This is a genomic window from Streptomyces sp. NBC_01334, assembly GCF_035983595.1.
In the GTDB taxonomy this organism is placed as follows: Bacteria; Actinomycetota; Actinomycetes; order Streptomycetales; family Streptomycetaceae; genus Streptomyces; species Streptomyces coriariae.
Genome location: NZ_CP130718.1, coordinates 8374418 through 8396613 on the forward strand (window position 1 = coordinate 8374418; position 22196 = coordinate 8396613).

A 22196-nucleotide genomic window follows, 5' to 3' on the forward strand; every position below is an offset into this window, starting at 1 on the left:
ACGGCGGACGCACGCACCGACCGGTCAGCGGAATCTTCGTACGCGGACGACCACCGACCCCCAACGCATCTCCGGCGCGGGTCACCAGCTAGTCGCCGTCGTCGTCCTGGAGCATGTGGCGGCGTTCCTGTTCGCGCTTGGAGTAGGCGGCTGCCCGGATCGCGTCGTCGCTCTCCAAGCCTGATCCCAGCGCCCCGCCCACCGTGGCGACCGAAGCGACGAACCAGGACAACGTCCAGTATTCCGCGGCGTGAAGCGGGGTTCCTGTCGTGGAGGCGAACACCTGGCCGTTGAGGATGAACAGGGCCCACACCAAGTTGATGACGATCAAACCCACGTAGCAGACGAGCACCCCGATACCCACGGTCATGACCGTCGAGACGTTGTAGAGCCTCGCCCTTTGCCTCGCCTCAGGCGAGTGCTCTGCCGTTCGATGCCACAGCTGCGCGTCCACGATCAGCCAACCGATCATGAGCGCGACCGACCCGACCGTGGCGATCACGAGGCGCGGCGCGCTCAGGGACTCGGCCAGGTTCCAGATGGTGGAGTTCACGGTGGCGACTGCTCCCGTGGCGAGTGCGGCCGCCAGGGCTTTCGACAAGCCCGGCACCAAGCGCCACGGCCGGTTGGCGCGGACCATACCGACGAGTACCCGCAGGTAACCGCGCGGCCCGCTGACGACGTACCGCAGGTCAGCGGTCTCCTCCGCACCGACCTGGCCCGGGTGGATAGGCGCGAAACGACCGACGAACGGAGCCAGCAACGGCTGGCTCTGCGGAGGTCCCTCCACCCCGGTGGCCCGCCGACCCGCCAAACTGAGCACGGCCTCTTCCACGGCCCGCCGGGCCCTCGTCTGCAGCCGCAAGCCCCCCAGCGTGGGAAGAGACAGCAGTGCCAAGCCGTGTTCGTGACTCAGATCCACCACGAGCTTGAGCCCGTGTGAGTGCAGCGGAAGGTCGGTGAGGGCCACGACGATGTCCCAATTCTGCGCACTTCCACGGTCCATGATCCGGTGCATCAAGGTGGGCAGGTCCTCGGTCCCTGCGGTGAAGGGCTCACTGACCACCTCGACGTCGAACCGTCGCCCCTGGCCAGACTTGTCGGCGAGCCGAGCAGGAAGTATCCGGGCCATGCGCTGCGCGATCTCCGTGGGCGCGTCCGGATCCGCCAGGAGAGCCACGACCGTAACGCCCTGAGACGACATCCGCATGGCTCCTTCTCTCGTCGGCTGCCCCCGCGATCGCCCGTGCCCACAGGATGCCCCCGGAGTATCGGCGACGCCGAGTGACACGCTGGCCCCTCCCGGCAGGGGATCCGGGACACTCCCGACGCTCGTGTGAGCGGGGCCCGGTGACGGCGCATGTCGCGCGTTCCCCGGCGCGATCAGGTAATCAGGAACGGTGAACAAGGACGCGACCGACCCCTTCGTGCATGTCCGGGGCGCCAGTGAGAACAACCTGCGGAACATCGATGTCGACGTTCCGCGGGACGCGATGGTCGCCTTCACCGGCGTCTCCGGTTCGGGGAAGTCCTCGCTCGCGTTCGGCACGCTCTACGCGGAGGCCCAGCGGCGCTACTTCGAGTCCGTAGCACCGTACGCCCGAAGGCTGTTGCAGCAGGTCGGCGCGCCGCACGTGCGGGAAATCACCGGACTGCCACCGGCCGTGGCCCTGCAGCAGCGACGCGGGTCGCCCAGCTCGCGCTCGACGGTCGGCACCATCACCACGCTGTCCAATCTGCTGCGCATGCTGTACTCCCGCGCCGGTACCTATCCGCCCCGGTCCGCACGGCTGGAAGCCGAGTCGTTCTCACCCAACACCGCGGCCGGCGCCTGCCCGGAGTGCCACGGACTGGGCGTCGTGCACGACGTCGCCGAGGACCTGCTCGTCCCGGACCCCTCGCTGAGCATCCGCGAGGGGGCGATCGCCGCCTGGCCGGGCGCCTGGCAGGGCGCCAACCTGCGCAGCGTCGTGAACGGCCTGGGGATCGACATCGACCGACCGTGGCGCAGGCTCAGGAAGAAGGACCGGGACTGGCTGCTGTACACGGACGAGCAGCCCTCCGTGTACATCGAGCCGGAGGAGGACCGCGTCGACTACGGCTACCAGGGCAAGTTCTGGAGCGCCCGCAAGCACGTCATGCACGTCCTCGCCGACTCCAAGAGCGAGAGGATGCGAGAACGGGCGCTCCGGTTCGTCAGGAGTGTGCCCTGCCCCGAGTGTCACGGCAGCGGACTGCGGCCCGAGGCGCTCGCCGTGACCTTCGCCGGACGTTCCATCGCCGAGATCAACGCGATGCCGCTCACCGAGGTCGTGGCGCTGCTGCGGCCCGTCGCGGAGCGGTCCGCGGCCGACGCCACCACGTCGACCGCCCGATCCGGGGAGTCGACCGAGGTCGCGGTCAGGATCTGCGGCGATCTGGTCGCGCGGGTCGACGTACTGCTCGACCTGGGCCTCGGATATCTCAGCCTCGGGCGCCGCTCGACGACCCTGTCGCCCGGCGAGGCGCAGCGCCTGCGGATCGCCACCCAGCTGCGCTCGGGGCTGTTCGGCGTCGTCTACGTCCTCGACGAACCCTCCGCGGGCCTGCACCCGGCTGACGCGGAACCGCTGCTGGACGTGCTGGACCGCCTCAAGGCGGCGGGCAACTCGCTGTTCGTCGTGGAGCACGACATGGACGTCGTACGGCGGGCGGACTGGGTGGTCGACATCGGCCCCGGCGCGGGCGAGGGCGGCGGGCGCGTGCTGTACAGCGGCCCGGTCGCCGGCCTTGAGCGGGTCGGGGAGTCGGCCACGAGCCAGTACCTGTTCGGGCGCGCCCAGCCGCTCGATCACCGCCCGCGCACACCGCACGGCTGGCTGCACCTGAGCGGCGTCTCCCGCCACAATCTGCATGACGTGTCCGTCGACGTACCGCTCTGCGTACTGACGGCGGTGACGGGCGTGTCCGGTTCCGGAAAGTCCACGCTGGTGACGCAGGTGCTCGCCGAGGTCGTCCGCGGCCACCTCGGACTCGCACCCGAGGAGCCCGACGAGGCGCAGCTGGAGGTCGACGTCCAGGACGCGTCGGGGGTCGAGTCGTTCGACCGGCTGGTCCGGGTCGACCAACGGCCCATCGGCCGAACTCCCCGGTCCAACCTGGCCACGTACACGGGGATGTTCGACGCGGTGCGCAAGCTGTACGCGGCGACGGACGAGGCCAGGGCGCGCGGCTACTCGGCCGGGCGGTTCTCGTTCAACGTGCCCGAAGGGCGGTGCGAGACCTGCCAGGGCGAAGGATTCGTCGCGGTCGAACTGCTGTTCCTGCCCGGCACCTACGCGCCGTGCCCGACCTGCCAGGGGGCCCGGTACAACGCCGAAACGCTGGAAGTCACCTACCGCGGCAAGAACATCGCGGAAGTGCTGGCGCTGTCCGTCGACGCCGCCGCCGAGTTCCTGTCCGCCGTCCCGGCCGCCTCCCGCAGTCTGGAGACGTTGCGCGAGGTGGGACTGGGGTACCTGCGGCTGGGGCAGCCCGCGACGGAACTCAGCGGTGGTGAGGCGCAACGCATCAAACTGGCCACCGAACTGCAGCGAGCCCGCCGCGGGCACGCGCTCTACCTGCTCGACGAGCCGACGGCGGGGCTCCACCCCTCGGACATCGCGCTGCTGCTGCGACAGCTGCACCGGCTCGTCGACGCCGGCAACACGGTCGTCCTCGTCGAGCACGACCTGGACACGATCGCCACCGCCGACTGGGTCATCGACCTCGGGCCGGGCGGTGGCGACGAGGGCGGGCGGGTGGTCGCGACGGGCCCGCCGGCCAAGGTGGCGAGGGCCCGCCGCGGCGCCACCGCGCCCTATCTCGCGGCTCGGCTTGCGCGCTCCTGACGACGGCGAGGGGCTGAGCACCGGTCGGGCGGGTTCGGGGCGCAGGGTCGCGCGCGTCGCCATGCTGCGTTCCAGCTGGTGGCTGATATCGCTCGCGCGGTGTCCCGTCTGGGCATATTCCACGATGAGTTCGGCGACGTGGCGGCGCGGCAGACCGTGGAGTCGACGCTCAGGTCAGTCCGGCGACATGCACCGGGGCGCGGACCGCTACAGCAGCCGGTCGAACACCGCGGTCGCGCCCTCCCAGTGACTGGTCTGCGGGTTCTTGACATCCGGATACATGATTCTGAACGTCTCGGCGAGGGCGACGCTGAGACCGCCGATGATCTCGGGGTAGCGCTCTTCGGCCTCCTGGGTGGGTGTCCTGTCGAGGGGAGGGTGCGCGGCGAGCTGTTCCAGGATCGGCTTCAGCTCGACCTCCTCGTCGAGCCGCCGGAACCGGTGAATGCTCTCCTGGAGGCCCTTGGTGATCGGCAGGTCCCGCGGTTCGACGGTATCCCTGCCGTTGGCCTTGGCCGACGCCTGGCCGACGACCAGGAGGTCGTAGAGCTTGGCGTCGACGAAGTCGCCGTACCGCTTCAGATCGTTCCTGTCCACGTCGAGGCTTGCGGCGGCGCGGAAGAACCTCTCGAACTTCGACACACCCATCACGGTCATACCTCTCGCCTCCTTACCGCGAACGGACGGCGTCGTTCGCTCCCGCCCGCGCCGCCATCGGCTGTTACCCGGTCGAGATTCGCAGAGCCCCCTGCTGAGCGCCTCCGCACCCCAGGCCGAAAAAGGGCGCTCCTTCTTCCCCTGGCAGAGCAGAGTGCGCAGGCATCCCTCTCGGCCGGCCGTACGGCCGTCCGTCGGTAGGAGGCTGCACGGCGTCGCAACGCCAGAAGGGGCGGCCGAACTGGCGGTGCCCCGCGGACGTGAGCCGGCGTGAGCGTGCGGACCGGTGCGCCCGGGACCCGGGGCGCGAAGGGCGCCGCAGGCGGCTCCTGCGCCGCGCGGCCTCGAGGCCGCGCCGGGAGAAGTTGTACGGCACCCGGTCGACGGCCACGGCGTCGCCGCCGGGGAGGGCGGTCAGCTCGACCATGTCGGGGACGTCCCTGCGGGTGCTGCTCGACCTGGTCGACCTCCACGTCGTCACAGGGCGATGGTGTCCGGCTCCCTGCGTTCGCCTCGCTCCGGCCGCGAGATCTGCCGCAGCATCCGCTGACGCTCACGCTGCCGTCTCCCGTGGACGCCGTCGGACATCTTCTCGGCCCCTTCGGGGCTGGTGCCGAAGGCGCCACCGATCATCGCGACGGCGGTGATGAACCAGGCCCCCCATCTTCTGGCGCGACGCGACCTCCCCGGATCAAACCGAGGAAGGGCCACCCACCCACTGCAGCTCTGCAACAGGGCAGCCCGCCCGACTGCTGCTGACACCGCTCGCGCAAAGTCCTGGCGAGGCAATCAGCCGGGCGCGCCCAGCACGATCTTCCACACTCGGGTCGCCACCTGGAGGTTCAGCCGGTCCTCGACGTTCGCGAGGTCGTTGCCGCTGATGTCGCGGATGCGCTGGAGCCGATAGCGCAGCGTGCTGCGGTGGATCGCGAGGGAGTCCGCGGTCTCGTCGTAGTTGCCGCCGCAATCGAAGTACCGGGACAGGGTCTCCACCATGGTCGCGTGGTGACGGGAGTCGTAGTCGATGAGCTGCCCGAGCCACTCCTGGACGAACGTCTCCAGTTCCCGATAGCCGTTGCCAGGCCCCAGGATGCGGTAGAGGCCGAGCTCGTCGAAGAACGTCGTGCCGTAGTGCTCGCGGGAGTGGCGGCGCACTTCCAGGGCGCGCTGCGCCTCCTGGTAGCGGTGGGGGATGTCGTGCAGAGAGTCGCAAGGGGCGCTCACTCCGATCGTCCCGGACCGTGTCCCGGTCTCCCGCGCGAGCGCCTCGTACAGCGCGCGTGCGTGAGGCCTGTCGTCGGCGACCAGGACCACGTGGTCGGAACGTCGAGTCAGCAGCGAGCGCATGCCCACGGCAGAGGCCGCCCGGCCCACGGTCTGCGCGAAGGAATCGTCCGCAGACCGGTTCGGCCACTGCACCACGACGACGTAGTGGCTGCGGTGCAGGTCGTGTCCGACTGCCTCGGACCGGGCGTAGGCGCTCGCCTCGTCCGTCCCTGCCAGGAGGTCGTCGACCAGCTCGCGGTGCAGCCTCAGCTCCACTTCGGCCAGATTGCGCAGGTGCGTCAGCTCCGGGGCGAGTGACATGGCGGCGTGTTCCAGCGCGAGCACGGTGTGTTCGTCGGCCTCGTTCCGGGCGTCGACCAGTGCCAGCACGCCCAGGATCTCGCCGTGCGGGCGGATCAGGGTGATCAGCCGGTCCTTTATCCGCACCGGCCCGGCCTGACGGGCGACGGCGTGCAGCATCTCGTCCTGGCGTACGGGATCCGGTTCCGGGTAGGGGTCGGGGTGGCCGGGGCCGGTCCAGGACCTCAGTCGACCGAAGCGGTCCTCGACCAGCGCGGGGAGTCCAGTGAGCCCGTGCAGTGCGCGGGTGATGGCTTCCTCGCCGCCGCTCGAGGCAGCGACGTCGGCCATGAGCGCGTGAACGGCCCGCTGGTACCCCAGCTCGGCCACGACGGAGATCAGCTGCCGCTGGAGGGCTGCGCGTTCGTCCCTCAGTCGGTGCAGCTCCAGCGCGTCCTCGCGTGGGCGGTGGTGTGCGAAGGCGACTGACAGTGCAGCAGCGGTGTGCCGGACGAGCGTGGCGAGCAGGGATCGCTCGGCCTCGGTGGGCCGGGAGCGGGACGTCACCACGAGGTAGCCGTGGAGTCCCTCAAGTCCGCGCAGCCCCAGGGCCCGGCCCCAGGGTCGGCCGGGTACGGCCACCGGGCCGTCCTGCCCGGCCAGCTCCCCCACCCTCCGGCCCACGGCCGAGGCATGCGTCTGCCCCTTCCTCGGGCTGGGGACCAGGTCGCCGCCCACCTTGAGGTAGCCGACCTCGACGCGGTATGGCCCCGCGGCGCCTATGTGGTCCATGGCCAGTCGCAGGATCTCGCCTTCGTCGGGGGTGTCGAACAGGGCGCGGGAGAGCGCCATCAGGTCGCGGAGGGCGTGATCGGCCGGGGTGGGAGCGGGTGGCCGGGGGTATCTCCCGGCGGCCGTGGGCTTCCGCCCGGCGCTGCCCCGCGGAAGGCTGCCCTCCCAGTCGGAGCGGCGGTGGTACAGGCTGTGCGTCCGACTGTCGGCCATGGGATCACTCCGTTGTCCCCGAGTCGTCAGGGAGGCGAATGGTATTTCGCGTACCCGCTCCCGGCCGGCTTACCCGAGATGTTCGGAATCTTTCTCTCGTACTCGTGGGGCGACCGGACCCGTGCATTCCTGGCCTGCCAGGCACAGGCGTGGAGCCGCCCGGTTCGTCACCCTGGGGAGTGTTCGGGATCCTCCGTGCGCACCGGCGGGAAACCGGCGGAGGTCCCACCTCTACCTGAACGAACGTGATCCGGAGAGCCGGCGCAGGCGCCGTACCGGGAGGAGTTCCTCATGGCCAAGGCAGTGGGCATCGACCTGGGCACCACCAACTCGGTGATCGCCGTGTGGGAGGGCGGCGAGCCGTCCGTCGTGCCCAACAGCGAGGGCAACCGCACGACACCGTCCGTGGTGGCCTTCACCGACACCGGGGAACGGCTGGTGGGCCAGCTGGCCCGGCGCCAGGCGATCCTCAACCCCAAGGGCACCATCTACTCGGCCAAGCGGTTCATCGGCCGGCACTTCGACGAGATCTCCGACGAGGCCAGGGCGGTGGCGTACGACGTCGTCGAGGGCGACGGCGGGGCCGCCCGCTTCAAGGTGCGCGACAAGTTGTACGCGCCGGAGGAGATCAGCGCGCAGGTGCTGCGCAAACTCGCCGACGACGCCTCCAAGCAGCTCGGGGAGCGGGTCACGGAGGCGGTCATCACGGTGCCCGCCTACTTCAACGACGCTCAGCGCACCGCCACCAAGGACGCCGGGCGGATCGCGGGACTGGAGGTGCTGCGGATCATCAACGAGCCGACGGCGGCCGCCCTCGCGTACGGCATGGACAAGAAGGAGCACGAGACCGTCCTCGTCTTCGACCTGGGCGGCGGCACCTTCGACGTGAGCATCCTCGACGTCGGCGACGGCGTGGTGGAGGTGCGCTCCACCGCCGGCGACAGCCACCTGGGGGGCGACGACTTCGACCGGCGTCTGGTGGATCACCTCGCGGACGACTTCCAGAAGGAGAACGGCATCGACCTGCGCAAGGACCCGCAGGCGCTGCAACGACTGTTCGAGGCCGCGGAGAAGGCCAAGACCGAGCTCAGTTCGGTGACGCAGACGCAGGTCAGCCTGCCGTTCATCACCGCCGACGCCTCGGGCCCCAAGCACCTCACCGACTCGATCATGCGGTCCACGTTCGAGCAGATCACCAGCGACCTGGTGGAGCGTTGCCTGGGACCGGTGCAGCAGGCGATGGCCGACGCCAAGGTCGGCGACAGCGACATCGACGAGGTCATCCTTGTAGGCGGTTCCACCCGTATCCCGGCGGTGCAGGCTCTGGTCCGCCGGCTGACCGGTGGCAAGGACCCCAACATGAGCGTCAACCCCGACGAGGTCGTGGCCCTGGGCGCCGCGATCCAGGCCGGGGTGCTCAAGGGCGAGGTCAAGGACGTCCTGCTGCTCGACGTCACACCCTTGTCGCTGGGCGTGGAGACGCGCGGCGGAGTGATGACGAAGATCATCGAGCGGAACACCACCATCCCGGTGCGCCGCAGCGAGACCTTCTCCACCGCCGAGGACAACCAGCCGGCCGTCGATGTGGTGGTCCTCCAGGGCGAGCGCGAGCTGGCCGCAGACAACCGGGTGCTGGGCCGGTTCCAGCTCACCGACATCCGGCCGGCGCCGCGGGGCGAACCGCAGGTCGAGGTCATCTTCGACATCGACGCCAACGGCATCCTCAACGTCAAGGCCCGCGACCGGGACACCGGCAAGGAACAGGGCATCACCATCAGCGAGAGTTCCAACCTGGACCGCGGTGAGGTCGAACGCATGGTCCAGGAGGCCGAAAGCAACCGGGGCCAGGACCAGGCACTCCGCGAGGCCGTCGACGCCCGCAACGAACTCGACGCCGTCGCGTACCAGGTCGAGAAGCGTCTCGCCGAACTGGGCGACGCAGCGCCCGCGCACGAGAAGGCACGCGCCGAGATGCTCGTGTCCGACGCCCGGGCGGCGGTCAAGGAAGAGGCGGGCGTGGAGCGCACGCGGCCCCTGACCTCCGAACTCCAGCAGGTGCTCGCGGGACTGACGGCTCATCAGGACGCAGGCGCCACGGGCGGCGGTCCCGGCCAGGACGCCGCCGCCGGCGGTCCCACGAGTGGCGGTGGCGGTGACGATGATGTCATCGACGCCGAGTTCGACAAGGGCTGAGGCGCGCCATGCCCACCGACCCCCAGGAACCCGACCGGGCCGCGTCGGATCCGGTCGTACCGGCGCCGGAAGACGCCGGACGCCCTCCGCGCGGGGATTTGCCCCGACCGGGCCCGCCCCGGTCCGAAGCGGCGAACGGCGAACCGGGACCCGACGCCGCCGGCCCCGCGCGTGCCGAGGACGAGTACACGACCGCGATCCAGGAACTGGAGGACCGCTGGCGGCGCGCACTCGCCGACCTCGACAACCTTCGCAAGCGTCACGCCAGGGAACTGGAGCGCGAACGGGCGGTCGAGCGGTCCCGCACGGCGGCCGCCTTCCTGCCCGTCCTCGACAACCTCGAACTCGCCCTGACCCACGCGGGCGCCGATCCGGGCGCGATCGTGGAGGGCATCAGGGCCGTACGCGACCAGGCGGTGAACGTCCTCGAACTGCTCGGCTACCCGCGGCATGCGGAGACCGGCGTCGCCTTCGACCCTGCCCGGCACGAAGTGGTCGGTGTAGTCCAGGACCCCGACGCCCCACCGGGCACCGTCGTCCAGGTGCTGCGCCCCGGCTACGGTGACGGCGAGCGGCAGCTCAGGCCGGCCGCGGTGACCGTCGCGAAGCGGGAGTGACCGGTCATGGCACGGGACTTCTACGAGGTGCTGGGCGTGTCGCGGACCGCGAGCCAGGACGAGATCCAGCAGGCATATCGCAAACTCGCGCGCAGGCACCACCCCGACGTCAACAAGGACCCCGGGGCGGAAGAGCGTTTCAAAAACCTCAACGAGGCGTACAGCGTCCTGTCCGATCCCAAGACCCGAGCCCGCTACGACCGCTTCGGCGAGGATTTCCGCAAGATCCCGGAGGACTTCGACGAACGGGTCGCGGCGGGAGCGGGCGGAGGCTTCCGCGGCCGGAGGACCGCAGGCGGTGGCGGTCCTCGTGTCCGGTACGCCACCGGCTTCGGCGACGACTTCGGCGCGGAGGGCATCGACATCGAGGACCTGTTCGGCTCCATGTTCGGAGCCGGCGCCGCCCGAGGCGGCGTCCCCGGAGCGGACCAGGAGGCGGAACTGCCGCTCACCGTCGAGGAGGCGTACCGAGGCGGCCGTCGCACCGTCACGCTCGCCGGTCCCACCGGGCAGCCGCGGCGGTACGAGGTCGACGTGCCGCCGGGCGTCACCGACGGGCAGCGCATCCGGCTGGCGGGTGAGGGCGGCCAGGGCAGTGGTGACGCCGCCGCGGGCGACCTGTACCTGCGGGTGCGTATCCAGCCCCACCCCCGGTTCCGGCTGGACGGCCGCGATGTACACGTACAAGTCCCGGTCACCCCCTGGGAAGCGGCCCTGGGCGCGACCGTGCCGGTGCCCACGCCCGGCGGCGGCACGGCCAAGGTCACGGTGCCCGCGGGCTCGTCCAGCGGCCGGCGGCTGCGGCTGCGCGGCGAGGGCATGCCGAATCCGCGCGGCGCGAACGGCGACCTGTACGCCGAACTCCGCGTCATGGTGCCGCCCACCCTCGGCGACCGGGAGCGCGAACTGTTCGAGGAGCTCGCCGCCACTTCCCCGTTCGACCCCAGGAGGACGTGATGAAAGACCGACCCGCGGGAGCGGCAGGCATCGGCCGGGCCGGCGTCGGCGCCCGTCCGGTGCGGACGGGCGCCGACCTCACCGCCTCGACGGCTGTCCGGTACGCGCTCGTGCCCGTCCCCAGGCTCTCCCTGGCCGCCGTGGCCCTTCGCTCGGGCCTCCACCCCGATCTGATCCGTCGATTCGTCGCCCTCGGCCTGGTCGACGCCGAACGCGACGCCGCGGGGCGCCTGGTGTTCGACTCCACGGCTCCGGCGGTCCTCGCCCGCATCCAGCGGCTGCGCACCGGCCTCTGCCTCAACTACGCATCCATCGGCCTGGTGCTCGACCTGCTCGACCGCATCAGCCTGCTCGAAGCCGCCCTGCGCGGCCGCGGCACGAGGAGTGACACACCCCCATGGACATGAACCGTCTCACCCAGAAGTCCCAGGAAGCCCTCCAGGAGGCACAGACCGCGGCCGTCGGCATGGGGCACACCGAGGTCGACGGGGAACACCTGCTGCTCGCACTTCTCGATCAGGAGGACGGTCTGATCCCGCGGTTGCTGCAACAGGCCGGCACCGAGCCGCAGGAACTGCGCGCTGCCGTGCGCGAGGAACTCTCCCGCCGCCCGAAGGTCACCGGCCCCGGCGCGGCACCCGGCCAGGTCTTCGTCACCCAGCGCCTCTCCCGCCTGCTCGACGCCGCCGAACGGGAGGCCAAACGCCTCAAGGACGAGTACGTGTCCGTGGAGCACCTCCTGCTCGCGCTGGCTGAGGAGAGCTCTTCGACCGCCGCCGGGCGCCTGCTCAAACAGGCCGGCATCACCAGGGACTCGTTCCTGAGCGCGCTCACCCGGGTCCGCGGCAACCAGCGTGTCACCTCCGCCAACCCCGAAGTGGCCTACGAGGCGCTGGAGAAGTACGGTCGCGACCTGGTCCTCGAGGCTCGGTCCGGGCGGCTGGACCCGGTCATCGGCCGGGACGCGGAGATCCGCCGGGTCACCCAGATCCTCAGCCGCAAGACCAAGAACAACCCCGTCCTCATCGGCGACCCCGGCGTCGGCAAGACCGCCATCGTGGAAGGTCTGGCCCAGCGCATCGTGCGCGGTGACGTGCCCGAAGGGCTCCGCGACAAGATCGTGTTCGCCCTCGACATGGGCTCCCTGGTCGCCGGCGCCAAGTACCGCGGCGAGTTCGAGGAACGCCTCAAGGCCGTGCTCAGCGAGGTCAAGGCCGCCGAGGGACGGATCCTGCTCTTCGTCGACGAGTTGCACACGGTCGTCGGCGCGGGCGCCGCCGAAGGGGCCATGGACGCGGGCAACATGCTCAAGCCGATGCTCGCCCGCGGCGAACTGCACATGATCGGCGCCACCACCCTCGACGAGTACCGCAAACACATCGAGAAGGACGCCGCCCTCGAACGCCGCTTCCAGCAGGTCCTGGTCGACGAGCCGAGCGTGGAGGACACCATCTCCATCCTGCGCGGACTGCGCGAACGCCTGGAGGTCTTCCACGGCGTGAAGATCCAGGACACCTCGCTGGTCTCCGCGGCCACCCTCAGTCACCGCTACATCACCGACCGTTTCCTGCCCGACAAGGCCATCGACCTCGTCGACGAGGCCTGTGCCCGGCTGCGTACGGAGATCGACTCCATGCCCGCCGAACTCGACGAGATCACCCGCCGGGTGACCCGCCTGGAGATCGAGGACGCGGCCCTGTCCAAGGAGACCGATCCCGCCAGCAAGGCCCGCCTGGGGGAGCTGCGCAGGGAACTGGCCGACCTCCGTGGCGAGGCCGACGCCAAACGCGCCCAGTGGGAGGCCGAACGGCAGGCGATCCGCCGCGTGCAGGAACTGCGCCAGGAACTGGAGCAGGTCCGCCACGAGGCGGAGGAGGCCGAACGCGCCTACGACCTCAACCGCGCCGCCGAACTCCGTTACGGCCGACTCCAGGACCTGGAGCGCCGACTCGCCGCAGAGGAGGAGCAACTGGCCGCCAAACAAGGGCAGAACCGGCTGCTGCGCGAGGTCGTCACCGAGGAGGAGATCGCCGAGATCGTCGCCGCCTGGACCGGCATCCCCGTCGCCCGGCTCCAGGAGGGCGAACGCGAGAAACTGCTGCGCCTCGACGAGATCCTGCGCGAGCGCGTCATCGGTCAGGACGAGGCCGTCCAGCTCGTCGCCGACGCCGTCATCCGCGCCCGCTCCGGCATCCGCGACCCTCGACGCCCCATCGGCTCGTTCATCTTCCTCGGCCCCACCGGCGTCGGGAAGACCGAGCTGGCCAAGACCCTCGCCAGGACCCTGTTCGACTCCGAGGAGAACATGGTCCGCCTCGACATGAGCGAGTACCAGGAGCGGCACACCGTCAGCCGGCTCATGGGCGCACCGCCCGGATACGTCGGCTACGAGGAAGGCGGCCAGCTCACCGAGGCCGTACGCCGCAAGCCGTACTCGGTCGTGCTGTTCGACGAGATCGAGAAGGCGCACACCGATGTCTTCAACACCCTGCTGCAGATCCTCGACGACGGCCGCATCACCGACGCTCAGGGCCGCACCGTCGACTTCCGCAACACCGTGATCATCATGACGTCCAACATCGGCTCCGAGCACCTCCTCGACGGCGCCACCGCCGAGGGCGAGATCAAGCCCGACGCCCGTGCCCTGGTGATGGGCGAGCTGCGCGGGCACTTCCGCCCGGAGTTCCTCAACCGCGTCGACGACATCGTGCTGTTCAAGCCGCTCGGCGAGCGGCAGATCGAGCGGATCGTGGAGCTGCAGTTCGACGAACTGCGGCGGCGGCTCGCCGAACGCCGCATCACCGTCGAACTCACCCCCGCTGCCCGGGAAGTGATCGCCCACGAGGGCTACGACCCGGTGTACGGGGCCCGGCCGCTGCGGCGTTACATCTCCCACGAGGTCGAGACGCTGGTCGGACGCGCCCTGCTGCGCGGCGACGTCCAGGACGGCGCGACGGTCCGTGTCGACGCCGAGCACGGAGAGCTGGTGGTCACCTACGACCAGTCCGAGGACGTGAAGGGAGCACGGGCGGCATGAGCACGATGCAGGCGACGACCGTCAGTTGTCCGAACTGCGGGCGCACCAACCGGGTGCCCGTGGCCGCGGAGGGCCGCCCCAGGTGCGGCCACTGCAAGCAGCCCCTGCCGTGGATGGTGGACGCGGGCGACGACGACTTCACCGAGGTCGCCGAGAGGGCCGACGTCCCCGTCGTGGTCGACCTGTGGGCCACCTGGTGCGGCCCCTGCCGCATGGTGAGCCCCGCGCTGGAGAAGGTCGCCACCGATCTCGCCGGCCGCATCAAACTCGTCAAGGTCGACATCGACAAGAACCCGCGGCTGTCGCGGCGTTTCGACGTCCAGGCGGTACCGACACTGCTCGTGCTCGACCAGGGCGAGACGGTCGCCCGGCAGGCGGGGGCGGCGCCCGCCCCCGCTCTGCGCCGGTGGGTGGAACAGTCGATCACGGCCCGGGAAGGGTGATCAGTATGACCCTGCACGCAGACCCCCACCTCGCGCTTGTCCGGCCGGTCCGGCCGCTGACCCCGGAAGGATGTCAGGAGTGTCTGCTGCTCGGCTCCCCGTGGGTCCACCTGAGGCTCTGCCTGACCTGCGGGCACGTCGGCTGCTGTGACTCCTCGCCGAACAAGCACGCGCGTAGGCACGCAGCTGCCGACGCCCATCCGATCGTGCAGTCGTTCCAGCCCGGCGAGGACTGGCGCTGGTGCTACGTTCACGAGGCGTTCGTCTGATGTCCGGCGACCAGCCGCTGCCGGGCGGAGAGCCGGTGCCGGAGGAAGCGGACGAGGCCGTCTTCTGGGAGACCCCGGACGTCTACGGCGCGTATCCGCGCCTTACGGAGGACCAGACGGCACGTCTGGCGGAGCACGGGCAACGCCGGAGCATGGCTCCGAACGAGGTGCTGATCCATGAGGGGGAGCGCTGCGAGACGTTCTTCGTCGTCCTCAGCGGCACCGTCGCCGTCGTCGAGGACCACGGCACTCCCGAGGAGCACGTGCTGCGCGTGCACGGCCCCGGTCGCTTCATCGGCGAACTCGGGCTGCTGCACGGGCAGGTGGCCTTCTACACCGCTGTCGCCAGGGAGCCGGGCGAGGTCCTCGTCGTCTCCTTGGACCGGTTGCGCCACCTGGTGTCCCAGGACTCCACCCTCGGGGACGTCGTGCTGCGCGCCTGTCTGGGCCGTCGTGCGCTGCTCGTCGGACAGGGCGCCGGCTTCCGCATAATCGGTTCGCGCTACTCGCCCGACACCAGGCGGCTGCGCGAGTTCGCCATCCGCAACCGGCTGCCGCACCGGTGGATCGACCTGGAGACCGACGAGGAGGCCGAGGACCTGCTGCGCCGCTTCGGCGTCGGCCCGGAGGAGACACCGCTCGTCATGTGGCGGGACACCACCCTGTTGCGCAACCCCAGCAGCGCGGAACTGGCCCGGCTCATCGGGCTGCCGTCACTGCCCGTCGGAAACCGTCACGGCGACGTCCTTATCGTCGGCTCCGGACCCGCCGGCCTCGCTGCCGCGGTGTACGCCGCCTCCGAGGGCCTGAGCACCACCGTGGTGGAGGCGATGGCCACCGGCGGCCAGGCCGGCACGTCGTCCCGCATCGAGAATCTGCTCGGCTTCCCCGCCGGCATCTCCGGCGCCGAACTCACCGAACGCGCCGTGCTCCAGGCCGACAAGTTCGGCGCCAGGATCAGCATTCCGGCGGAGGCGACCGGTCTCCATCCCCAGGGCGAGGACCACTACGTGGTGGCGTTCGCCGACGGCAGCGAGATCGCCGCCCGCGCCGTCGTCCTGGCCACGGGTGCCCGCTACCGCCGGCTCCAGGTGCCCGGCATCGAACGCCTGGAGGGAACGGGCGTCCACTACTCGGCGACCGTCTACGAGGCCCAGCAGTGCCGCACCGACCCGGTGGCAGTCGTCGGGGGAGGCAACTCGGCGGGCCAGGCGGTGCTGTTCCTCGCCGGGCACGCGCCGAAGGTGCACCTGCTGGTCCGAGGACCCAGTCTTGAGGCCAACATGTCCCGCTACCTGGTCGACCAGGTCGAGCGCCATCCGCGGGTGGAGGTCATGCTGCACACCGAGGTCACCGAGGTCATCGGCCAGGAGGTGCTGGAGGAGCTCGACGTGGTCGACAACCGCACGGGCGGGCACCGCCGACTCGCGGTACGGGGCCTGTTCGTCTTCACCGGCGCCGACCCCCACACCGAGTGGCTCGCCGGCATGATCGCCCTCGACTCCCGCGGCTTCGTCCTCACCGGCCCGGAGGCCCAGGAAGCCTGCGCCTACCCCGAGGTGTGGCGCGGGCGCTCGTGCATGACCCTGGAGACCAGCCTGCCCGGGGTCTTCGCGGTGGGGGACGCCCGTAGCGGCTCGGTGAAGCGGGTGGCCTCGGCGGCCGGTGAGGGCGCGATGGCCATCCACTTCGTGCACCGGCACCTGGGGCACTCGGCCGCACCCGGCACCACGGGCACGTCCGTTGCCGGGGGCGGCTCGGACGTCTCCGCACGCCTACGTCACAAGGAGTCCGCTTGGCTCGCATGACGAATGGCGGGCGATGAGATCACGCGAATTCTCGCGCGGCATCGGAAAGTCAGCAACGGGTCGGTGTGACTCCTCGAACACCTGACGACAGCTGACCGGACATGCGAAACGATGTAGCCTCCGAAGACCGCCCTTGACCTGCAGTAGCAGGCAGGGAGCAGACGATCCGGGAGCTTCTTCATGCTGCGCACCATGTTCAAGTCCAAGATCCACCGCGCCACCGTCACCCAGGCCGACCTGCACTACGTGGGGTCGGTGACCATCGACGCAGATCTGCTGGACGCGGCCGATCTGCTGCCGGGGGAGCTCGTCCACATCGTCGACATCACCAACGGGGCGCGGCTCGAGACGTACGTCATCGAGGGCGAGCGCGGCTCGGGTGTCGTCGGGATCAACGGGGCCGCCGCCCATCTCGTGCACCCCGGTGATCTGGTGATCATCATCAGTTACGCTCAGGTGACCGACGCCGAGGCGCGGGCCCTGGAGCCGCGGGTCGTGCACGTGGACCGTGACAACCGGATCGTGGCCCTCGGCGCGGACCCCTCGGAGCCGGTACCGGGCTCCGACCAGGAGCGCAGCCCGCAGGCGGTGTCGGTCTGACCGCAGCAGCCAGCGTACGTACCGCACCGGGAGTGCCCATGAGCGACATCGAGATCCGCGACGACCGGGCGGCGGGCCGCCTGGAGGCCCTCGGCGAGGGCGGTGAAGTCGTGGGACGCATCGAGTACTTCGTCCTGGAGTCGCCCGCGCCCGCCCTGGTGCCGGTGCACACCGTCGTCGAGCCGGCCCACGAGGGCAAGGGCATCGCCGGGTCGCTGGCGCGGGAGCTGTACGCCGCCTCCGGGCGCGAGGGCATCCCCGTGGCGCCGCTCTGCCCGTACGTCGTGAAGTGGGCCGAGCGGCACCCCGACGAGGCTCCGGCCGCCGACCCCGAGCTGCTGCGCGCCGCGAAGGACTGGCTGCGCGCGCACCCGGGCCGTTTCTGATCCGAGCGACGTGCCCGCGGCGCCTCGCCGACGGGGGCGGCCGGTCGAGCCCACCCGGGTGAGTGGCCGCGGCCGCCCCGGGTACGCGGGGGATGAGTCCAGAGCCAAGCCTCGCATCTGGCCGGAGGGCACCATGACGAACCCGTTCGCCGACCCCGTCCACCCCGATCCCGTCGAGCCCGATCCAGTCCAGCCCGGACCGCCGCCCGGGCCGGTCCCGGGCCCCCCGGAGCCGTTCCCCAGCCCGGTGCCCGTTCCCGAGCCGCCGCCGGGTCCGGACCCGACGCCGCCGCCGCGGCCCGGCCCGCCCCCGGGTCCCTCGCCGTCCCCGGTCCCGCCGGGTCCGGAACCGGTCCCGAGCCCGGAGCCGGGCCCGCCCCTGACCTGACCTGACGGGAGCACGGTGGGCGACGGGAGACCGCCGCCCACCGTGCTGCCCTGACGCCCTCGAAGGACTACGCCTCCGTCTCCGACCGGTCGCCGCCCCAGAGGGTGTGGAACGCGCCTTCGCGGTCGACCCTCCGGTAGGTGTGCGCCCCGAAGAAGTCCCGCTGTCCCTGCGTGAGCGCCGCCGGCAGCCGCTCCGCGCGCAGCGCGTCGTAGTAGGCGAGCGCCGCCGCGAACCCGGGCGTCGGCACGCCCTGAAGCGTCGCGGACACCAGCACCTCACGCCACGGGTCCTGCGCCGCCGCGATCTCCGAGGCGAAGGTCTCGTCGGACAGCAGGCTCGGCAGATCCGCCCGGTTGTCGTACGCGGAGCGGATCCGGTCGAGGAAGGCCGCGCGGATGATGCAGCCACCGCGCCAGATCGAGGAGACGGCGCCGAGATCGATGTCCCAGCCGTACTCCTCGCTGCCCGCGGCGATCTCGTGGAAGCCCTGCGTGTACGACACGATCTTCGAGGCGTACAGCGCCTGCTCCACCCGGTCGGCGAAGGCCTGTGCCTCCGCCTTGCCCAGCGCGGACGCGGTCGGTCCCGCCAGGCCGCGCGAGGCCTCGCGCAGCTTCGCGTGCCCCGACAGCGACCGTGCGAAGACGGCCTCCGCGATGCCCGACACCGGAACGCCCAGGTCGAGCGCGATCTGGACCGTCCAGCGGCCGGTGCCCTTCTGCTCCGCCTGGTCGACCACCACGTCCACGAAGGGCCGGCCCGTCGCCGTGTCCACATGGGACAGCACCTCGGCGGTGATCTCGATCAGGTAGGAGTCGAGGCGGCCGGTGTTCCAGGTGCGGAAGATGTCCGCGATCTGCGCGGGTTCGTACCCGGCGACATCGCGCAGCAACTGGTAGGCCTCGCCGATCAGTTGCATGTCGGCGTACTCGATGCCGTTGTGGACCATCTTCACGAAGTGGCCGGCGCCGTCCGGGCCGATGTGCGTGACGCAGGGCGTCCCGTCCGCCGCCTTCGCCGAGATCTTCTCCAGCATCGGGCCCAGCGACTCGTACGACTCCGGCGAGCCGCCCGGCATGATGCTCGGGCCGTGCAGCGCGCCCTCCTCGCCACCGGAGATCCCCGTGCCGACGAAGTGGATGTCCTGCTCGCGCAGTTCGCGCTCGCGGCGGCGGGTGTCGGCGAAGTGCGCGTTGCCGCCGTCGATGATCATGTCACCGGGTTCGAGCAGCGGGGCGAACTCCCGGATCACCGCGTCGGTCGGCTCACCGGCCTTAACCATGATCACCAGGCGGCGGGGCCGCTCCAGTGCCGCCACGAACTCCTTGGCGGTCTCGGTGGCGACGAACTCGCCCTCGTGGCCGAACTCCTCGACCAGGGCGTGCGTCCGTGCCGCCGTGCGGTTGTGCAGCGCGACCGTGTAGCCGTTGCGTGCGAAGTTGCGGGCGAGATTGCGGCCCATGACCGCGAGTCCCGTGACGCCGATCTGAGCTGAAGTGCTCATACGGTTGGCTCCTCCAGGGGTGTGCCCGTGCATTCGGTCAGTGTCGTCCTGGACCATCTTGACGGGTCCGGCGGCCGGATTCCCGCCCGGGGCGTCCGGCGTTCGCCCGCGCGTCGGAGCGGCCGGTTGTCGCCTTGTCATGGCCTGTTCGCCGCCCTTACTTTTGCCCCTCCTGACGCATGTCGAGGGGGATCTCCATGGCCGTACGCGGCCGGCACCGCCGGTATCAGCCGAACAGGATCAACCGGGCCTCGCTCACCGTCACGGCGGGCGGTGCGGGTATGGCGCTGCCGCTGATCGGCACCGGTGCAGCTCAAGCGGCCGACGTGGACACCTGGAACAAGGTCGCCGCGTGCGAGTCGACCAACGACTGGAACATCAACACCGGCAACGGTTACTACGGCGGACTCCAGTTCACCCGGTCGACCTGGGAGGCGTACGGCGGTACGCGGTACGCGCCCCGTGCGGATCTGGCCACCAAGGACCAGCAGATCGCCGTGGCCGAGAAGGTGCTGGACGGGCAGGGGCCCGGCGCCTGGCCCGTCTGCTCGGTGCGGGCCGGACTGAGCCGGGGCGGCGACACCCCCGACAGCCACCCGAACGGCACCACGACGAAGTCCGCCGAGCCGTCGTCGGCCCAGCCGTCCTCCAAGGCGGCCCCCAAGACGTCGAAGACGTCCCTGGACGACGTACGGCCGCAGAGCACGCCTCAGTCCCGCGCGGGCACCGCGGAGATGTACACCGTGGTCCGCGGCGACACCCTCTCCGGCATCGCGGACACCGAGGAGGTCAAGGGCGGCTGGCGGGGGCTCTGGGCCGCCAACCGGGCCACCATCGGCGGCGACCCCGACCTGATCCTGCCCGGTCAGCGGCTCAGCCTGGACGGCCGGGCGGCCGCCGCGGCCAAGGCCCCGAGCAGCACCAGGCCCCGGACGGAGAAGCCGAAGACCTCCTCGGGCGCCAAGGAGGGCAAGCCGGCCAAGAGCACCAAGGCGAAGGACACCGACCGCAAGGCGACGACCGGCCATTCCCTCGTGTCGCCCGTCAGCGCCTCCACCGGAACGCCGTACCACGCCACGGGTTCGTCCTGGTCGAAGGGCTACCACACCGGCGTCGACTTCCCCGTGCCCACCGGCACCTCCGTGCAGGCGGTCAAGGCCGGCGAGGTGGTGAGCGCGGGCTGGGCCGGTTCCTTCGGGTACCAGGTGGTCATCCGGCACGGCGACGGCCGCTACTCGCAGTACGCCCACCTGTCGGCGATCTCCGTACGGGACGGGCAGTCGGTGAGCGGCGGACAGCGCATCGGCCGGTCCGGCTCCACCGGCAACAGCACGGGCCCGCATCTGCACTTCGAGGTGCGGACCGGGCCCGGTTTCGGGACGGACGTCGACCCGGTGGCGTATCTCCGGGCCGGCGGCGTCAGGATTTGACGCGCTCCCGATGCCGGTCCACGACCGGCATCGGGACGTACAGACCCCCGTACAGCGGGGTGTAGAACGACGGAGGCACGTCCCCGCCGGACGGGTCCTCCTCGTAGCGGTCCTCGCCGTCGGCGGTGGCCGGAGCCAGGACGAGCCGTTCCTTGAATACGTCTGCCTCCCGTACGTCCGCCTCCCGTGCCTCCGCCGACCGTGCCTGGTCCAAGGCCGCAGCCGCTCCGGCGAGCCGCAGGTCCCCCAGTGCCGCTTCCGCCGACCGCAGGTCCTCCGGACGCAGTGCGCGCGGCTGCTCGGGGAACGGGATCCCGTCCGTCGCACCGCCTGTCTTCCTGTCCGCAGGGACGGTGGCCGACACCTCCGCCGTGCCGCTGTCCGCCGGGGTCCGCGCGTCCGGTAGAGCAGCCGCCGCCGTCTCGGGCCGAGTGCCCTGAAGACGCTCCGTCGTGAGCAGGATGAGTCCGCCCGCCGCCACCACACCGCAGCCCAGGGCGAGCACGGTGCCCGTGGTGCCGTAGCGGAAGGTCTCGCCGAACATCGTGATGCCGACCGCGGCCGCCACCACCGGGTTGACCACCGTCAGCGTGGCCAGCGGGGCCGCGAGGCCCGCGCCCCGGTAGGCGGCCTGGGACAGCAGCATGCCCGCCGTGGCGAGCACGCCGATCACGGCCAGGGACGGGACGTCGGCCGTCGAGACACCACCGGTCCAGTCGACCGCGACGGTCTTGGTGAACACCGACGACATGCCGAACGCGATGCCCGACGCGGTCGCCAGCAGCATGCTGCGGACCGCCGGGTGCCGGTGGGCGGCCCGCCCGGCCACCATCAGGGCCACGACCGCGGCCGCGGTGACCACGGCCACGCTGACCCGCTGCGGGGTGCTCAGCGACTGTGCGTCGGCCGCCCCCACCAGGGACAGCAGACCGGCGAGACCGACCGTCGCCATGATCGCGCCACGCCAGGCCGTCGCCCCGGCCCTGCGGCCGACGAACAGCGCGGCCATGGGCAACGCGAACACGATGGTCAGCGCGCCCAGCGGCTGAACCAGACTGAGGGGACCGTAGGCGAGCGCCACCACGTGGAGAACTCCGCCGAGACCGTTCAACGCCACCGCCGCCCACCAGCCCGGACGGCGCAGCGGGGCGTACTCCTCGCCGGGCGAGGACAGCGCGACCTGCTCCTGCACGATCGCCCCGGCCGCGTACGCGACAGCGGAGACGAGCGACAGGACCACGGACAACGCGAGGGCGCTCATCAGCTGATCCTCTGCGTGAGGCGGGGGCGCGGGGCCCGGCGCGGCGAACGGTCGGCTCTCATAACCAACACGATGCCCTGTCGATCTGTTCCCGTCGTCGTACCTGAGCACTCAATAGGTCCTACTACCGATGGAGTACTGAAGGCCCGCTGTCCTCCCTCAGGCGGGTGACGGACCAGGGATCCCCCTGAGCGCGGCCCCTG

The 22196-nt window shown here is 71.0% G+C and carries 18 protein-coding genes; 12 read left to right on the plus strand and 6 right to left on the minus strand.

All coding sequences use genetic code 11. The annotated features are described in order from the left end of the window. Positions 1 to 88 precede the first annotated feature (88 nt). Positions 89 to 1210, minus strand: coding sequence for a hypothetical protein (locus tag OG736_RS37310; protein ID WP_442817119.1), 1122 nt, complete (start codon positions 1208 to 1210; stop codon positions 89 to 91). A 190-nt stretch (positions 1211 to 1400) separates the two neighbouring features. On the opposite strand from OG736_RS37310, the gene uvrA reads away from it, so the two are divergent. Beyond that, the gene (gene uvrA, locus OG736_RS37315) at positions 1401 to 3869 is read left to right on the plus strand and encodes an excinuclease ABC subunit UvrA (RefSeq protein WP_327186349.1); all 2469 of its coding nucleotides are present in this window, start codon (positions 1401 to 1403) and stop codon (positions 3867 to 3869) included. Between the two features lie 207 nt (positions 3870 to 4076). Here the strand turns inward: uvrA and OG736_RS37320 are convergent, their stop codons facing one another. The 3 genes from OG736_RS37320 to OG736_RS37330 all read right to left on the minus strand — a co-directional run bounded on the left by OG736_RS37320 (position 4077) and on the right by OG736_RS37330 (position 7097). After that, complete coding sequence (locus OG736_RS37320) at positions 4077 to 4526, minus strand: DUF1931 family protein (protein ID WP_327186350.1); 450 nt, start codon at positions 4524 to 4526, stop codon at positions 4077 to 4079. 477 nt (positions 4527 to 5003) lie between these two features. Then, on the minus strand, positions 5004 to 5159 hold the full coding sequence (locus OG736_RS37325; RefSeq protein WP_327186351.1) for a hypothetical protein: 156 nt from the start codon (positions 5157 to 5159) through the stop codon (positions 5004 to 5006). Between the two features lie 156 nt (positions 5160 to 5315). Then, positions 5316 to 7097 (minus strand): PucR family transcriptional regulator, encoded by a 1782-nt coding sequence (locus OG736_RS37330; RefSeq protein ID WP_327186352.1) that lies wholly within the window; start codon positions 7095 to 7097, stop codon positions 5316 to 5318. Positions 7098 to 7388: 291 nt separating this feature from the next. On the opposite strand from OG736_RS37330, the gene dnaK reads away from it, so the two are divergent. The 10 genes from dnaK (at position 7389) to OG736_RS37380 (ending at position 17407) form a co-directional block, all read left to right on the plus strand. Continuing rightward, a complete protein-coding gene (gene dnaK, locus OG736_RS37335) occupies positions 7389 to 9290 on the plus strand; it encodes a molecular chaperone DnaK (protein WP_327186353.1) in 1902 nt (633 codons plus the stop codon). A gap of 8 nt (positions 9291 to 9298) precedes the next feature. Then, a complete protein-coding gene (gene grpE, locus OG736_RS37340; protein ID WP_327186354.1) occupies positions 9299 to 9907 on the plus strand; it encodes a nucleotide exchange factor GrpE in 609 nt (202 codons plus the stop codon). A gap of 6 nt (positions 9908 to 9913) precedes the next feature. Then, positions 9914 to 10864 carry a DnaJ C-terminal domain-containing protein gene (locus tag OG736_RS37345; RefSeq protein ID WP_327186355.1) on the plus strand — a complete coding sequence of 317 codons (951 nt, stop codon included), beginning with the start codon at positions 9914 to 9916 and terminating at the stop codon, positions 10862 to 10864. After that, complete coding sequence (locus tag OG736_RS37350; protein ID WP_327186356.1) at positions 10864 to 11271, plus strand: chaperone modulator CbpM; 408 nt, start codon at positions 10864 to 10866, stop codon at positions 11269 to 11271. Before OG736_RS37345 ends, OG736_RS37350 begins: the two co-directional genes overlap by 1 nt. Continuing rightward, positions 11262 to 13901, plus strand: a complete 2640-nt coding sequence (clpB, locus tag OG736_RS37355) for an ATP-dependent chaperone ClpB (protein ID WP_327186357.1) — start codon at positions 11262 to 11264, stop codon at positions 13899 to 13901. Before OG736_RS37350 ends, clpB begins: the two co-directional genes overlap by 10 nt. Then, positions 13898 to 14344 (plus strand): thioredoxin, encoded by a 447-nt coding sequence (gene trxA / locus OG736_RS37360; RefSeq protein ID WP_327186358.1) that lies wholly within the window; start codon positions 13898 to 13900, stop codon positions 14342 to 14344. The genes clpB and trxA overlap by 4 nt, the downstream gene beginning before the upstream one ends. A 5-nt stretch (positions 14345 to 14349) precedes the next feature. Beyond that, on the plus strand, positions 14350 to 14613 hold the full coding sequence (locus OG736_RS37365; RefSeq protein ID WP_168499985.1) for a UBP-type zinc finger domain-containing protein: 264 nt from the start codon (positions 14350 to 14352) through the stop codon (positions 14611 to 14613). Beyond that, complete coding sequence (locus OG736_RS37370; RefSeq protein WP_327186359.1) at positions 14613 to 16421, plus strand: FAD-dependent oxidoreductase; 1809 nt, start codon at positions 14613 to 14615, stop codon at positions 16419 to 16421. The genes OG736_RS37365 and OG736_RS37370 overlap by 1 nt, the downstream gene beginning before the upstream one ends. Positions 16422 to 16601: 180 nt before the next feature. Further along, positions 16602 to 17021 carry an aspartate 1-decarboxylase gene (gene panD, locus OG736_RS37375; protein WP_020127501.1) on the plus strand — a complete coding sequence of 140 codons (420 nt, stop codon included), beginning with the start codon at positions 16602 to 16604 and terminating at the stop codon, positions 17019 to 17021. Positions 17022 to 17059: 38 nt separating this feature from the next. After that, positions 17060 to 17407: a GNAT family N-acetyltransferase gene (locus OG736_RS37380; RefSeq protein ID WP_327186360.1), complete on the plus strand. Its 348-nt coding sequence runs from the start codon at positions 17060 to 17062 to the stop codon at positions 17405 to 17407. 455 nt (positions 17408 to 17862) lie between these two features. Here the strand turns inward: OG736_RS37380 and gndA are convergent, their stop codons facing one another. Then, positions 17863 to 19302, minus strand: a complete 1440-nt coding sequence (gene gndA / locus OG736_RS37385; RefSeq protein ID WP_327186361.1) for an NADP-dependent phosphogluconate dehydrogenase — start codon at positions 19300 to 19302, stop codon at positions 17863 to 17865. A 197-nt stretch (positions 19303 to 19499) separates the two neighbouring features. Here gndA and OG736_RS37390 point away from each other — a divergent pair, with 197 nt between their 5' ends. Further along, positions 19500 to 20732: a transglycosylase family protein gene (locus tag OG736_RS37390; RefSeq protein WP_327186362.1), complete on the plus strand. Its 1233-nt coding sequence runs from the start codon at positions 19500 to 19502 to the stop codon at positions 20730 to 20732. Here the strand turns inward: OG736_RS37390 and OG736_RS37395 are convergent. After that, positions 20722 to 21993, minus strand: coding sequence for a DMT family transporter (locus OG736_RS37395; RefSeq protein ID WP_327186363.1), 1272 nt, complete (start codon positions 21991 to 21993; stop codon positions 20722 to 20724). The two genes, OG736_RS37390 and OG736_RS37395, sit on opposite strands and share 11 nt — an antisense overlap. Between the last annotated feature and the right edge of the window lie 203 nt (positions 21994 to 22196).